General features: G+C 45.7%; 11 protein-coding genes. 5 read left to right on the top strand and 6 right to left on the bottom strand.

Annotation, left to right across the window (positions count from 1 at the left end; translation table 11 throughout):
- Window positions 1-60: 60 nt before the first annotated feature.
- Both ACO08K_RS26380 and ACO08K_RS26375 read right to left on the bottom strand, forming a co-directional pair.
- On the bottom strand, window positions 61-1,317 hold the full coding sequence (locus ACO08K_RS26380) for a 3-deoxy-D-manno-octulosonic acid transferase (protein WP_421799486.1): 1,257 nt from the start codon (window positions 1,315-1,317) through the stop codon (window positions 61-63).
- Between the two features lie 35 nt (window positions 1,318-1,352).
- Window positions 1,353-2,108: a hypothetical protein gene (locus ACO08K_RS26375; RefSeq protein ID WP_421799485.1), complete on the bottom strand. Its 756-nt coding sequence runs from the start codon at window positions 2,106-2,108 to the stop codon at window positions 1,353-1,355.
- 127 nt (window positions 2,109-2,235) lie between these two features.
- Here ACO08K_RS26375 and ACO08K_RS26370 point away from each other — a divergent pair, with 127 nt between their 5' ends.
- Window positions 2,236-3,180, top strand: coding sequence for a UDP-glucuronic acid decarboxylase family protein (locus ACO08K_RS26370; RefSeq protein WP_421799484.1), 945 nt, complete (start codon window positions 2,236-2,238; stop codon window positions 3,178-3,180).
- Between the two features lie 94 nt (window positions 3,181-3,274).
- Window positions 3,275-4,324, top strand: a complete 1,050-nt coding sequence (gene rfbB, locus ACO08K_RS26365; protein WP_421799483.1) for a dTDP-glucose 4,6-dehydratase — start codon at window positions 3,275-3,277, stop codon at window positions 4,322-4,324.
- An 86-nt stretch (window positions 4,325-4,410) separates the two neighbouring features.
- On the opposite strand, the gene ACO08K_RS26360 is transcribed toward rfbB, so the two are convergent.
- Window positions 4,411-4,905: a GNAT family N-acetyltransferase gene (locus ACO08K_RS26360; RefSeq protein ID WP_421799482.1), complete on the bottom strand. Its 495-nt coding sequence runs from the start codon at window positions 4,903-4,905 to the stop codon at window positions 4,411-4,413.
- 103 nt (window positions 4,906-5,008) lie between these two features.
- Here ACO08K_RS26360 and ACO08K_RS26355 point away from each other — a divergent pair, with 103 nt between their 5' ends.
- A complete protein-coding gene (locus ACO08K_RS26355) occupies window positions 5,009-5,851 on the top strand; it encodes a hypothetical protein (protein WP_421799481.1) in 843 nt (280 codons plus the stop codon).
- Between the two features lie 10 nt (window positions 5,852-5,861).
- Complete coding sequence (locus ACO08K_RS26350; protein ID WP_421799479.1) at window positions 5,862-6,872, top strand: S41 family peptidase; 1,011 nt, start codon at window positions 5,862-5,864, stop codon at window positions 6,870-6,872.
- A gap of 118 nt (window positions 6,873-6,990) precedes the next feature.
- On the opposite strand, the gene ACO08K_RS26345 is transcribed toward ACO08K_RS26350, so the two are convergent.
- Window positions 6,991-8,070 carry a M42 family metallopeptidase gene (locus tag ACO08K_RS26345; RefSeq protein WP_421799478.1) on the bottom strand — a complete coding sequence of 360 codons (1,080 nt, stop codon included), beginning with the start codon at window positions 8,068-8,070 and terminating at the stop codon, window positions 6,991-6,993.
- Window positions 8,071-8,151: 81 nt separating this feature from the next.
- Entirely contained in the window at window positions 8,152-8,790 is a 639-nt protein-coding gene (pyrE, locus tag ACO08K_RS26340; RefSeq protein ID WP_421799477.1) for an orotate phosphoribosyltransferase, read from the bottom strand.
- Window positions 8,791-8,834: 44 nt separating this feature from the next.
- Here pyrE and ACO08K_RS26335 point away from each other — a divergent pair, with 44 nt between their 5' ends.
- The gene (locus ACO08K_RS26335; RefSeq protein WP_421799476.1) at window positions 8,835-9,458 is read left to right on the top strand and encodes an NUDIX hydrolase; all 624 of its coding nucleotides are present in this window, start codon (window positions 8,835-8,837) and stop codon (window positions 9,456-9,458) included.
- Window positions 9,459-9,553: 95 nt separating this feature from the next.
- Here the strand turns inward: ACO08K_RS26335 and ACO08K_RS26330 are convergent, their stop codons facing one another.
- Window positions 9,554-14,206 carry a T9SS type A sorting domain-containing protein gene (locus ACO08K_RS26330; protein ID WP_421799475.1) on the bottom strand — a complete coding sequence of 1,551 codons (4,653 nt, stop codon included), beginning with the start codon at window positions 14,204-14,206 and terminating at the stop codon, window positions 9,554-9,556.
- Window positions 14,207-14,251 lie beyond the last annotated feature (45 nt).

Genomic DNA, 14,251 nt, shown 5'->3' with positions numbered 1-14,251 from the left:
TTTGGGAGGACAAAAATAACGAGGATATTCCGAAATACCTGAAAGAGCTGGAGCTTACCCTTAATCTTTGATGGCCTTTTTTAATTTAGTCATGATTTTCAAGGTAGCACCCTGATTTTCCTCCAAGTATTGTTGCACTGCTGCGGAGGCCTGGGCTCTAAATATGCTATCTTTTAATTGCTTGAAAATCAGGTCGAGGCCTGCCAGTTCCTCCACCACAAAGGCTCCCCCCGTTTTTACGTTCACTACCGCCTCTTCAAACTTTTGGTACTTTGGACCAAAAATAACGGGTAAACCAAAGGCCATTGGCTCCAGGGTATTGTGAATGCCTGATCCAAAACCACCACCGATGTAAGCAATGCTTGCGTAACGGTACAAGGCTGAAAGCATGCCTATGTTGTCAATGATCAGTACTGTATGATTGGAATGCTCATCAGCCTGAAACTGTGAATAACGAATGCATTGTGCACCAAATTTTTGTTCAATTTGTTCTAGGTGGCTGGCTCCAATTTCATGTGGGGCTATGATCAATTTCCAACCTTTGCACAATTCCTGGTTCTCCCACAAACCCGCCAAGAAGGCCTCGTCTGGCCCCCAAGTACTGCCCGCCATCAAAACAGCGCTATTCTGGGCGAAGGATTCCACCGTAGGGAAAGTTTTTGCCTCGGCAGCAATTTGTAACACTCTATCAATACGGGGATCACCAGCCAGTGTATATTGCTGAAGTTGGTATTTTTTCAACAACTCAAGTGAACTTTGATTTTGCACAAAAAAATGATCAAAGCCTTTTAAAATCTGCAAGTACCAAGCGCCCCAGGGCTGGAAAAAAGGCTGCTGAGGTCGAAATAAGGCGGCGATGAGCCACACGGGTATTTCTTTTTTGTGCAAAGCTTGTAAAAAGTTGTACCAAAACTCGTATTTCACGAATATGGCTAGTTGTGGTTGTACAATGGACAAAAACTTGTGTGCATTGCCAGGCAAATCGGCAGGGAGGTAACAAATCAAGTCAGCGTGTGTATAGTTTTTTCGAATTTCATAACCTGAAGGGGAGAAGAAGGTAAGTAGAATGAACACTTCGGGCTGCTGCTTTTTGATGGCTTCCATCAAGGGGCGGCCTTGTTCAAATTCCCCGAGGGAAGCGCTGTGTACCCAGATGAGGGTTTGGCCTGCTTTTCTTTTGGAGGAGATTTCAGTGCTTAATTTTTCGGCCCAATTTTTTCGGCCATTCCACCAGAGCTTTGCTTTGGGGTGGAAGATGGCGGCTACTCGGATGAAAAGTAGGTATAGGTAGATTCCGAGGGTGTATAAAATGGACATGATGAGCGCTAGATTTGGTCTTGGATGATTCCATGTTAATAGTAGATGTCTTCCGCTTTATCGGCGTAGAATGGGAGAATCCAGCCCAAGCGGACACCAAAGAGCAGGTCGATTCGCTTTTTCCCATCCCGACCTTGCGTAGCAAAATCAAAACTGCGTCGCGATTGGGTAAAACCCTGCATGAACTCAAACCCCGCCATAAAATTACTACGTCGATCTTTACTCATGGCCTGATAGCCAAAAAACTGTTGCAATGCCAGTCCATTGCTCAGGCGATCGTACCCCTTTTTGTACACATCAGTCAATTGTACAACCGAGCGCTGGGGGTCGTCCTGGATGCGAATTTTATGCTGGAGCATGCCAATGCCAAAATTGATGCGCCAACCTGCCCGGGAAGACTGCCTGGCACTTACTGGAAATACCCGCCCTGCGGTAAGTCCAACATAAAAACCACGCTCCCGCATGGGAATATCGGCGACTTCACGATCGTTGCCAATAATGTAGCCTTCTTTGGTGCGCAAACCAACCAGAGGGTCTTCCTTTACCTGGTTGCCAAAAAGATATTGAGCATCCACTCCTAATACCCAATTTTTTGGTCCCCATTGCCAATCGATGCCTCCTCCGGCAATGAAATTGGTTCCGAAGCGTTCTTTTAAAGTTCCAGCAGGAAGTTGAGCGCCGTAGGTAAATTTACTCAAAATCACTCCTTTGGGTTCATTGTTGGAAGCCTGAGCGGAGAGTTCACTAACGTACATCAAAATAAGGATCAGTAAGAATAGACCTCTTCTCATACAGGACAGGGCTTTTATGGGGCAAAACTAAGCTTTTCCTCTGGGCTAGTAAAAAACTTTTAGGTAAAGCAGCCGTCGAAGTTTATCTTTAGGGCAATAATTAAAAACCAGCTGTAAAAATTGTCCAGTGAAAAGAGTTCTCATTACCGGCGCAGCCGGATTCTTAGGTTCGCACCTCAGCGATCGGTTCATCAAAGAAGGTTATCAGGTCGTAGGCATGGATAATCTCCTGACGGGAAATATTCAAAATATTGAACACCTATTTCCCCTCAAGGAATTTGAATATTACCATCACGACATTACCAAATTTATACATGTCCCAGGTAAACTTGATTACATCCTGCATTTTGCTTCACCGGCCAGCCCGATTGATTACCTGAAAATGCCTATCCAAACCTTGAAGGTAGGGGCATTGGGTACACACAATTTGCTGGGATTGGCACGTGAGAAAAAAGCACGGATTTTGGTGGCTTCGACTTCCGAAGTGTATGGAGACCCTCTGGAGCATCCACAATCTGAAGAATACTGGGGCAATGTGAACCCGATTGGTCCACGTGGAGTTTACGACGAAGCCAAACGTTTTTTGGAGGCGATTACGATGGCTTACCATACTTTTCACCAGGTGGATACCCGAATCATTAGAATTTTTAATACTTACGGCCCCCGGATGCGGGTTGAAGATGGACGGGTACTGCCAGCATTTTTTTCACAAGCCATTCGTGGAGAGGGGCTTACTGTATTTGGCGATGGCTCCCAGACCCGATCTTTCTGTTATGTTGATGATTTGGTGGAAGGTATTTACCGCCTCCTTTTGAGCGATTATAACCAGCCGGTCAATATTGGTAACCCTGACGAGTGCACCATCTTGCAATTTGCCCAGGAAATTCTCGATCTAGTAGGTAACCCCAAAGCCTTTATTGATTATCGGCCTCTACCCGTAGACGATCCTAAAGTGCGTCAACCAGACATCACCAAAGCCAGAAACCTCCTGGGTTGGGAACCAAAAGTTCCTCGAGCTGAAGGTTTACAGCGTACTTTTGACTATTTTAAAACGGTTGTAAAACCCGGATAGGGTTCCAAAGTTCCAGGTTTCCAACTGATCACTGAGCGAAGCTGAAGCGAAGTTGGAATCCTGGAATTCAGGCGCCTTAGAACCATATAATACCATGTCCTTTACTCAAAACATCCTCATTACCGGAGGTGCCGGATTCATCGGTACCCATTTGGTGAAAAGAATGGTCAAACAATACCCTCAATACCGTATTGTAAATCTTGACTTGTTGACCTATGCGGGCAACCTGAGCAATTTGACCGATGTAGAAAACGCGCCCAATTACGTTTTTTGTAAGGGGGATATTCGCGATAATGATTTGTTACAGAAGCTTTTTGCTACATATGCCTTTGACGGGGTGATCCACTTGGCCGCTGAGTCGCATGTAGATCGCTCCATCAGCAACCCTATGGCTTTTGTGGAAACCAATATTCTGGGTACCCTTAATTTGTTGAATGTGGCCAAAGCCAGTTGGGTTAACCCGACCCATCAGCGTTTTTACCACATTTCTACCGATGAGGTGTATGGTTCATTGGGCGAAACGGGTTTTTTCACCGAACAAACTGCTTATGACCCCCGCTCGCCTTATTCTGCTTCTAAAGCGGGGTCAGATATGTTGGTGCGGGCTTACCATCACACTTTTGGTTTGCCTATCTTAGTGTCTAATTGTTCCAACAACTATGGCCCATACCAGTTTCCGGAGAAGCTAATACCATTGATAATCAATAATATTTGCAACAACAAGACACTGCCTGTGTATGGGGATGGGTTGTATACGCGAGATTGGCTGTGGGTAGGGGATCACGCTGCAGCCATTGATTTGATCTATCACCAGGGAAAAATTGGGGAAACCTACAATATTGGGGGCAACAATGAACGCCGGAATATAGACCTGGTTCATTACCTCTGCGACACGATGGACGAGTTATTAGGCCGTAGCCAAGGCACTTCCCGGCAGTTGATCACCTTTGTGAAAGACCGCCCTGGGCACGATCGTCGTTATGCCATTGATGCCAGCAAATTGAAAAACGAGCTCAACTGGGAGCCCCAGGTCAACCCGGAAGATGGGCTAAAAATGACTGCAGAATGGTACCTGGAGCACAGCGATTGGTTAGAAGCCGTGACTTCTGGTGCTTATCAGCAATATTACGAGAGCCATTATTGAGGTTTTTTCTAAGGTGGTGAAGAACACGTAATCTTTTTCACCACCTTAGAAACCTAAGACACCAAAGGGGCACCTCAGATTCAGCGTTAGAGTTTTTTCGAGTAAAAGGAGTCACAGCCGCTGTGACCAGTATTACCCACTTGGCCGCATAGCTTTTCGAATCCCATTTTAATGTATAAAGCCTTGGCCTCCGTCATCCTTTCCAAGGTTTCGAGGTAACAGGTCTGGTAGCCCAGGCTTTTAGCGGCCTCAAGTAGATGGTCCACCATTTTTTGACCCATTCCACGTCCCCGTACCTCGGGCACGAAATACATTTTTTTGAGCTCACAAGTTGCAGGATCTCCACCGACTAAAGGGCCAATTCCGCCGCCACCCCATATCCGGTTTTGAGCATCACTCAAAATGAAATAAGCAGATCCATCCGCCTGATAATAGTCGTACATATGATCAACCTCGGGATCGTTGATGGAAAAACCATCTCCAACTGCCCCGTAGGCGGTCATCACTTCCCGGATAATTTTGGCCATGGGCTGATTGTCACTGGATTCGATTGGCCGAATAAAAAATGTGTCGTTTTGCATGGTGTTTGTAGTGCTTTGTACGAAAATCAGGTTTTTTATGAATAAGCTATCACAATTTCCCAAGATTTTTGTAGTCTTATTGCCTGATACTAACCCATTTCAAATGAAGAGAGTTTCATACGGTATTGTCATTTTTAGCTTTTTCCTGTTTGTACAATTGTCGGCTCAGGAGAAAAGCAATCAGGCTGATTTTCGTTACGGGAAGTATTTCAATGTAGCAGCCTTACTCGACTATCAAAGTAGCCGGGATTTTGGGGTTTCCCCACTCGTTTATCGCGGATTTCACTACGGAGGAATGGCAGAATTGGGCTTTGAAGGCCCTCGCTGGGATATCTCTGTAGATGGTGGCCTTGGAGTGGGGGAGAGCAGTGTGACCAAAGTAGCCATCTTTAATTCAGAATCTACCGTCTTTTATTACAACGCCCGCTTTTTGCGCAAAATTTGGGATAAAGATGAAGGTAAGCTCGATTTCCGCGCTGGATTACACTTGGGGGGCTATGCTGCACAACGCGTTACGCCCGCCTTTTTGAATGCCTCTTTGGTTTGGGAAAGCATCAATACACTTTTTGCCAGTGGCAAACTCAGTTGGCGACTCAGCCATACGCAATCGGCGGGTAAATTTTTGTTCATTCGACAGCGGGAAGGGCTGAGGCACATCAAATTGAGTACTCAGCTCAGTTTACCATTGTTGAATTCCGTTTGGCGACCTGATTACGCTTACATCGACGACTTCTCGGATGGCGATGCCGACGTTTTTGCCAACAATAAACTGAATTTTGGAGGCCTGCGTTTGCACTGGCGTTCTGATGCCTACTATTATTTATTGAACGGGAATGCTTTGCGCCTGACTTACCTCTGGGATGCTCAACGCAGCGCCAATGCAATCAATCGCCTTGAATTGGCCCACCATCAAATGGTATTGGGAATAATGATTCGACTAAATTAATTCAACTATCATGAAGTTTAGTACGATTTTGAGTTGTACAGCCTTGTTGTTGCTGTTTTCCTGTGAAACTTTGGTTTTTGAACAAGAAGTAGCAGACAATCCACGCGAAAATTTTGATTATTTGTGGCAACAATGCAATGACAAGTACTCTTTTTTCGCGTATAAGAACATTGACTGGTCGGTGATTCGTAGCAAGTACGAGCCACAAATCAAAGACAAGATGACCAGCGATGAGTTGTTCAAGGTTTTGTTTGCCATGCTGAACGAGTTGAAGGATGGGCATGTCAACCTGATCTCACCTTTCCGTCAGTCGCGTTATGACTTTGATTTGCTTGGCCCTGAAAACATTGATGTCAGAGTGGTGCGGGAGCATTACCTAAAGAGCGATTACGTCATCACGGGGCCATTTGAGCACAATGTGGTAGGTGCGGATAAAAAAGTAGCTTATGTACGTTATGATTCATTTGAAGGCAAGGTTTCCCCTGCTCATGTCAACTACTTGCTGAGTTATTACCGGAATATGTCTGGGCTGATTTTCGATATTCGCCAAAACGGGGGTGGCAGTGCGGCAAATGTTTTTAAAATCCTCAATCAGATCGTATCTAAAAAAACGCTTTTGTATAACTCTTACCTTAAATCAGGTCCAGGGCCAGAAGATTTTGAAGGGCCACAACCTGCCTATGCTGAACCCAATGAAGATCGCTTCAAATTCAACAAAAAGATTGCAGTGCTGATCGACCGCGGTACGTTTAGTGCTGCATCTTTTTTTGCATTGGCTGCCAGAGAGGTAGACAACATGGTGTTGATCGGTGACCGTACAGGAGGTGGCCTCGGCATCCCCAATGGTGGGCAGTTACCGAATGGCTGGACCTATCGATTTTCAATTTCCAGAACGCTAAGCCCTGCAGGCGAAAATTTTGAAAATGGTGTACCACCCGATATTCAGGTTGTCCTGACTAAAGGTGATCGGGATCGAGGGGTAGATACCGTGATCGAACGAGCCATTCAGGAACTTAAATAAGGGGCGAAAAAAAATAAGGGTTCATGACAAAACCGGGGCAGTGCAAAAATGCTGGATCGCAGAGACGTACGGCCGTGCGTCTCTGCGATGCGTTGCTCCTTTGTGAGGCAATTTTTTATTAGAAATATTTGAAATTATGCTGGTATTCAATTTTTTGCAGTGAGTGGTAGATGAGGTTGATTACATTGTTGACATCATCTTTGTGTGCCATTTCCACAGTTGTGTGCATGTAGCGCAAAGGCAATGAAATCAAAGCTGAAGGTACACCTCCATTGGAATAAGCAAACGCATCAGTATCAGTACCCGTTCGGCGGGAAGCAGCCTCCCTTTGAAAAGGAATTTCGTTGGCGGTTGCCGCATCAATGATCAGGGAAAGCAATTTATTGTGAACGGCAGGGGCATAAGTAACCGAAGGCCCATTGCCACATTTTACATCACCAAACTTTTTCTTGCTGATCAATGGGGTGTTGGTGTCGTGGGTCACATCGGTGATGATGGCAACTTGTGGTTTGATGCTTTGGGCGATCATTTCGGCACCGCGCAATCCCACTTCTTCCTGCACCGAATTGACAATGTATAAACTGTAAGGCAATTCAATTTTGTTTTCGTGCAACAAACGAGCCACCTCAGCTATACAAAACCCTCCGATCCTGTTGTCCAGTGCCCTTCCTACATAATAACGATCATTTAGGGCTATTACCTCATCTTCATAGACCAGTACACAACCTACGTGGACGCCCATTTCGAGCACTTCCTCTTTGTTTTTAGCACCTACATCGATGAATATGTTGTCAACTTTTGGGGCCAGATTGTTCTCTTCTCCATTGCGGGTATGGATTGCGGGCCAACCAAAAATTCCTTTGACGATCCCTTTGGGCGTATGGATATTGACTCGCTTGGAGGGGGCAATCATTTGATCAGAGCCCCCATTGCGTACCACGTGCAAAAAACCATCGTCCGTGATGAAGTTGACGAACCAGGATATTTCATCGGCATGTCCTTCGATGACTACCTTAAAATCCTTGCCAGGGTTGATGATGCCGTATGCCGTACCATAATTATCCAAGCCCGTTTCGTGGACAAATGGGCGGATGTATGCTAACCAGAGCTTTTGCCCGGCAGACTCAAACCCGGTCGGAGAGGCATTATTGAGATACTGAAACAAGAATTGTTCAGATTTAGCTGTAATTACCGACATAATAAATTGGTTGGTGCGAAACTAACGGATAAATATAGAAATTATCCGCTGTAGACCTAGTTCGTGAACAGAATTATATTTTTAGTTTTCCCATTGGGCACTCCATTGTTTAGGATCATGACGCCAAAGTTTGAGCGTTTCTTGATCAGCCGGGCTTACATAGGCTGATTCAATGGCTACTTGAGTCATGATGCTGTAATTACTGAGGGTCTCCAAGCAACAATCAGCCTCTTGAAATGCTACCTTTGCTGCATCAAATTCGTAAGAAAAAATAGCCAACACCCCAACTACGGAACATCCCTCAGCTCGCAAGGCTTCAACTGCCTGCAAACTACTTCCTCCTGTTGAAATCAAGTCTTCAATCACTAAAATCTTTTGGCCCGGTTTAATCTCACCTTCGATCAGGTTTTGACGACCGTGTTCTTTGGCTTTCGCTCGTACATATACGAAGGGAAGTTTTAGTCGGTCGGCCAATAACGCACCGTGCGGAATACCCGCAGTTGCAACTCCCGCCACCAGATCGAAATCGGGGAAAAGTTTGCTTTTTTCAACCAATCCTTCAACCACCATGTCTCGAATATGAGGGTAGGATAGGAGTGTACGATTGTCGCAATAAATAGGGGATTTCAGTCCAGAAGCCCAGGTGAAAGGGTTTTGAGGACTTAATTTTATTGCCTTTATTTGCAATAATCTTTTGGCTACTTCGGTGGCAAAATTCATTTCCAAACGGACTTTGATTTTTAGTCGACAAAATAAAGACACAAATGTACAAAATCTACATTAACGACATTCCATTCATTTTATCCTCCGATTTAGCATTGGCTCAAAAAGTTCCTGGGGACAAAACGCATATTGTGGCACGCTACAATGGCTCACCCAAAATTTTTCTGAACTATGCAGACATGTTGGAAAAAGGCAGGCAATTGGATTCCATTACCATCTTTTCAGAAGATCTGGAGTCGTTGTGGGGCGATTTTTGTTCTAATTTCAAAATAATTGAAGCTGCGGGAGGTTGTGTTTTTAACGATCAGGATCAACTTTTGGTGATTTACCGGCGCGATTCCTGGGATTTGCCCAAAGGGAAAATTGATCCGGGGGAAACACCCGAGCAAGCTGCGGTGCGGGAAGTGGAAGAAGAAACAGGGATCGGTGAAATTTCATTAGGTGATTTTCTAGGCCATACTTACCATACTTATCGGGACCCCAAAGAGAGGCGAATCCTTAAACGTACTTATTGGTACCGCATGCAAACCCCTCAAAGTAATTTAACGCCTCAAACGGAAGAAGATATTGAGGTCGCAGAATGGGTGCTTCCAGGGCCTTTTTTGGCCCAGCCACAATTGGCTATCTATCGAAGCATCAAAGAAATAATCGAAAAACTGAAATAAAAAACGAAGGGCTGCCATTTGGCAGCCCTTCGCTCTTATTATCGTGGAAGGAGTAGAGACGCAAGATCTTGCGTCTCTACTATCACCCATATGGGTTATTCAACAATAATCATCTTCTTGGTAGCAGTGAAGTCGTCAGCTTCCAGGGTGTAGTACAACACACCAGTAGCGTTCAAATCAGCAGCTTTCAAAGTGATTTGGTTGAAACCTTTAGCATAATCAGCACGAACGGTCTTCAACACTCGGCCAGTCACATCGCTAACAGTCAGGGTAGCAGCAGCAGCCTTTGGCAGGTTGAAGCTGATCACTGTTTCTGCATTGAATGGGTTTGGCGTGTTTTGCTTCAGTTCGAAACCTTGAGCAGCTACGTCAGCACCTTTGAACTTCAGGGCAACATTCAGTTGCTCGTTGTTCTGGTTGTAAGCTTCTGCAGAAACTACGCGGTTCAGGCTCAAAGCGTTGCTCAATTGAGCATCAGCTTTTGCACGCAACACCAAAGTGAACAGTGCACCTTGCTTAGCTTCACCGTTCCAAGAAGTAGTGATTACACCTTCGTTGGTGAATACACCAAAGTTTTCTGCTTTTGCAACACCGTAAACGATGTCAACCAGCTCAACTTTGCTCTTGTCCAGGTTCAATGAGAACTGGTAGCCTTGGATGTCTTTCAACTCAGCAGCATTGAATTCAACACTGTATTCCTGACCAGCCTTCAGGGCAGCATCAGCAGCATTGATGTCCAATGTTCCAGCAGTACGAGCTTCTGCAGCAGCAGCAGCACTTACCGTTGCACTGGCGTTAACGTCACCCACTTTGATGGCTACGAAGTTTGCAGTTACGTTAGCAGCGATGTCGTTGATGTTCACAACTTCTGGGAACGCAGCAGCCCATGGGTTGCTTGGCGTTGGGAAGCTGTAAGCAGCATCTACGAATCTCCAGGAAGTGTTGTTCTGGAAAGTTTGATCGATGTTCAGGATCAACTTACGCAGGGCAATCAAGTCCAGAGTAGTGATTGACTTAGAGTTGTTCACGTCAGCAGCAATCATTTTGTATGGGCTGTTCAGAGCCTGTACATTCAAGATGTGCTTTTGGATCAATACCAGGTCAAAAGTAGATACACCATTCAGATGGTTTTTGTCCAATTGTGGAGTAACCGTGAAGTCAGCTCCTTTGCTCAGGTTAACGAAAGAGTAACCACCGTTAGCCGTAGAAGTAGCAGCCTGAGAAGCAGCACCACTCAAAGTGATGGTTGCACCTTGCAGGTTAGCATTGCCTTCAGTTGCGATAGTACCTGCGATTGCAGCAGCAGAACCAACTGTTGGGCAAACGCCACGGTTGTCCTGAACTTCAACATAAGTTACGCAGAAGTCATCCTTACCTGCTTCATCCCATGCGTGCAATTCAACCAGAATTACTTTGCCTTTGTCAGCACAAGTCAGGTTCAAACCAGTTTGAGTAGAAACTACTGGCTGACCTACGCGGTTCAGCGAGTACTTGGTAACCAGTTTCAAACCATCTTTGGTTTCTGGGCCTTGGCCGTTGCAATCGTAAATCTTAGAAGCAACGAAGTCAGATGCCCATACTGCCATCATACCACCACCGTTGCCGTCAGACATCAGTTCAGTGCTCAAGCCGTTGATACAGATTGGTGCTGGACCTTTGCAGTCTTCAACTGTGAATGGAATGCGGGTTGCAACACTCAAGTTACCACACTCGTCACGTACAACTACGATCAGGTCATGCTTGCCTTGTGGCAAGTTAGCAACGTTGATCTCGAACTGGCCGTTGCCCAAATCTTTGGTGCTCCAGCGTGGAGTAGAGTACAGGATCATTTTGCTGGCATCCAAAGTCTGACCAGGAGCAATCATCAGGTACTGAGTTTCCAGGGTCACTTTGTCAGAACAGTTGTCCTTACCAGTGATCACCATTTTCAGGTTGGCCAAACAATCGCCACCCTCACGGATGCAGAATTTGCCTGGGTCACCAGTTACAACTGGACGAGTGTCATCGTATACCTTGATGATCTGAGTATAGATGAAGCTGTGGTAGAATTCACGTGCTACTTCGCAATATGGTGGATAAACACGGATGTCATCAGCATTGTTGTGAACCAAGTCCTTAGAGATGTAGAACTCTTCAACGCCATCACGACGGTTGTTTTCGCGGTCACGAACCAACAAGTAGATTGGGTTCTTGCCATAGTTGCCAAACACTGCCCGATCGATGATCGAGATATTGGTTTGGAGCAGTGGGTCACCACAACGGTCGTCGTAAGTACACCAGTTGATTACAGAGTAAGTACGGAACAACTTGTAGCACTCATCGTCAGATGCATCGTAACGCTTGTCGCTTACGTTTACAGCCAAGATGTCACAAGCCAATTCGTCGGTGATAACCGTATCAATGATTGGAGTCTTGCAATCGGTAGATACGTCTTTAGGGAAGCAAATGTTGTATTCGTGTACTGGCAGAATGTTGATGCGTTGCTTGCAAGTTACGCTGATTGGGCCTTTAACCGTTTCTTTGGTCAAAGTCCAGATCCGGTCGATCCAGCCATAGCCACACTTCAATTTCTTCTCAGTAGTGTAAACAGTATCCAGAGCAGCACAATCGTTGCCAGAAGGAATGATTACATCACCGAATGCAGCAGCAGATGTTTTGATATCATCGATCAAAGCCAGGTTTTTGTCATCGCAATAAACGGTAACATCCCATGGAGCCAAACAAGTTGGAGCCACTTTGTCTTCGATCAACACGTCATCCCAGCAGTAGTTGGTGTTGCCATATATGTCAGCACCCCACAATTCGATCGTTACGCGCTCTGCCAAATCGCAGCAGAAGAACTCAACGATGTCTTGTAGTGGAGTCATCAACTTGCCACCCTTCAGGATGAAAGTTTCGCCGAAGTCAGCCAAATCGCCGTCGCCGTTGCTGTCAAAACCGTCCGCTTTGGTCCAGTCGCCATCAGCTGGCAGAGGGTCCAATTTGCCGTTGTTGTTGGTGTCGTATCCTTTAGCAATGAAGCTAGCTGCACAAGCAGTTGGCACGTTGCGACGTACTGCAATCCAAGCCAGTTTGCAGTTGTCCCAAGAACCTTCGTCGATGTCGTCAGCGCTAACTTGTGCATAACCGTTGGTGTAACCATTGGCATTGCTCAAAGTGATGTGCAAGTCATCGTCACACTTCATTACAGGTGCAATCTTGTCCTTAACTTCGAAGATGAAGCAGCACTTGGAAGCATTGTAGCAACCATCGAAAGCGTCAATCACCATCAGGTGCTTGCCCACTGGAAGGCCGATCATCATGCCGTTCATTACAGCATACTCAACTTTGTCCCAGCAAATATCTTCGCCAGTACAGTCACCCAATTGGTAAGCTTCGTGGTCACCACGCAGTTCTGCACCACGAGCCTTAGGCACTTCACAAATAGGATCTTCTGGTCCTTCGTAAACCAAAATACCTTTTACATAACGATCTTTGGTGTAAACACTTACGCTTACATTACCCAGCGCACAGTTGTCCTTGATGGTTACACCAAAGGCAGTTTTGATGCCAGCAACAGTTACTGGAATGGCTGCAGTGCAATCCATTGGGCCAGTAGAAATGTCGTAAGGAGCACCATGTGCATACTCACAAGTTGGAGCAGTGAAGTCACCGATTTTGATCAGGATGTGGAAAGTATCTACGATACCACCTGCACACCAGTCAAATACATACAGTTCACGATCGATTTTCACACCTTTGCCACCACAGATTGGGAACTCAGTGTCTTTGATCGATACAGAATAGTTGCACTCAACCTGGTCGATGAACAAACAACGTGGGTTAGAAGGAGGATTGTTGAAGTAGCTGCATACATATGGAGTTACATCTTCCTTCTTGATCAGGCTCTTGTCTGGAGTACAAGAGTTGTACTCAACAACATGATCGTACTTACCTTCTGGATTCTCATCCTTGAACACAAAATCGCTCAGGTCTGGACGAGTGAAGTGGATTTTCTGTGTGTAGTCAGAACGCATGCCGTTGCAATCAGTAGCTACCCACTCGCGAGAGATCGTAGCATAGATGCCGCCATTCACCTTCATGTCATCACAGTTGTAGAAAACCACTTTGTCGCTCCACTTCAGGGTTACCCGGCAACCACAGTTGTAGCAGTTGTCTTTGAAGTAAGCATAACCCAGGTTTTTGATGTTGTCAGAGGTCAAACCTGGAGGAATCAAGCCCAATTGGCAGTTGTCACCAGTTCCAGCAACACCTTCAGCGTTGTTGATGGTTTGGCTACCCGTTGCAGCAGGACGTGGAGAGCTAAATGCACCTACGTTACCAATCGTCAAACGATTGTTCAACACGTAGTTTACATCGTAGCAATCCAAAGTGAAATCCGCAGGAGCACACACCAGAGCTGGTGCAGTCTTGTCTTCTGCAGTTACTTTACCCCAGCAAATTACAGTTGCATCTGGAGAGGAGCTTGAGAACAAGCCGTAAGTCCAAACACCAGCACAGTCGATAACTGCACCGTTGCTTTGGTTGTTGTCCATAACACGTACCACAGCGCCGGTACAAGAACCGTCGGATACCAAGTTACGGGTAAGCGTGAATTGGCAATTGGCATCCAAGGTAACTGTCACATTGTAACAACCGCAATTGGTTGACTGTGCAGTCAGGTTGGAACCAAAAACCAGAGAAGCCAAAACCATCAAGCATGCGCTTGCTGTTCTGGTCATCCAGCTAGTAAAGGTCGTTTGTTTCATAAGAAAATGATTAAAAAAATTTGGTTATATAAGCTTTATACAAAA

The organism is Haliscomenobacter sp. (genome assembly GCF_965225875.1).
In the GTDB taxonomy this organism is placed as follows: Bacteria; Bacteroidota; Bacteroidia; order Chitinophagales; family Saprospiraceae; genus Haliscomenobacter.
This window is presented reverse-complemented; position numbering and strand designations above follow the sequence as displayed.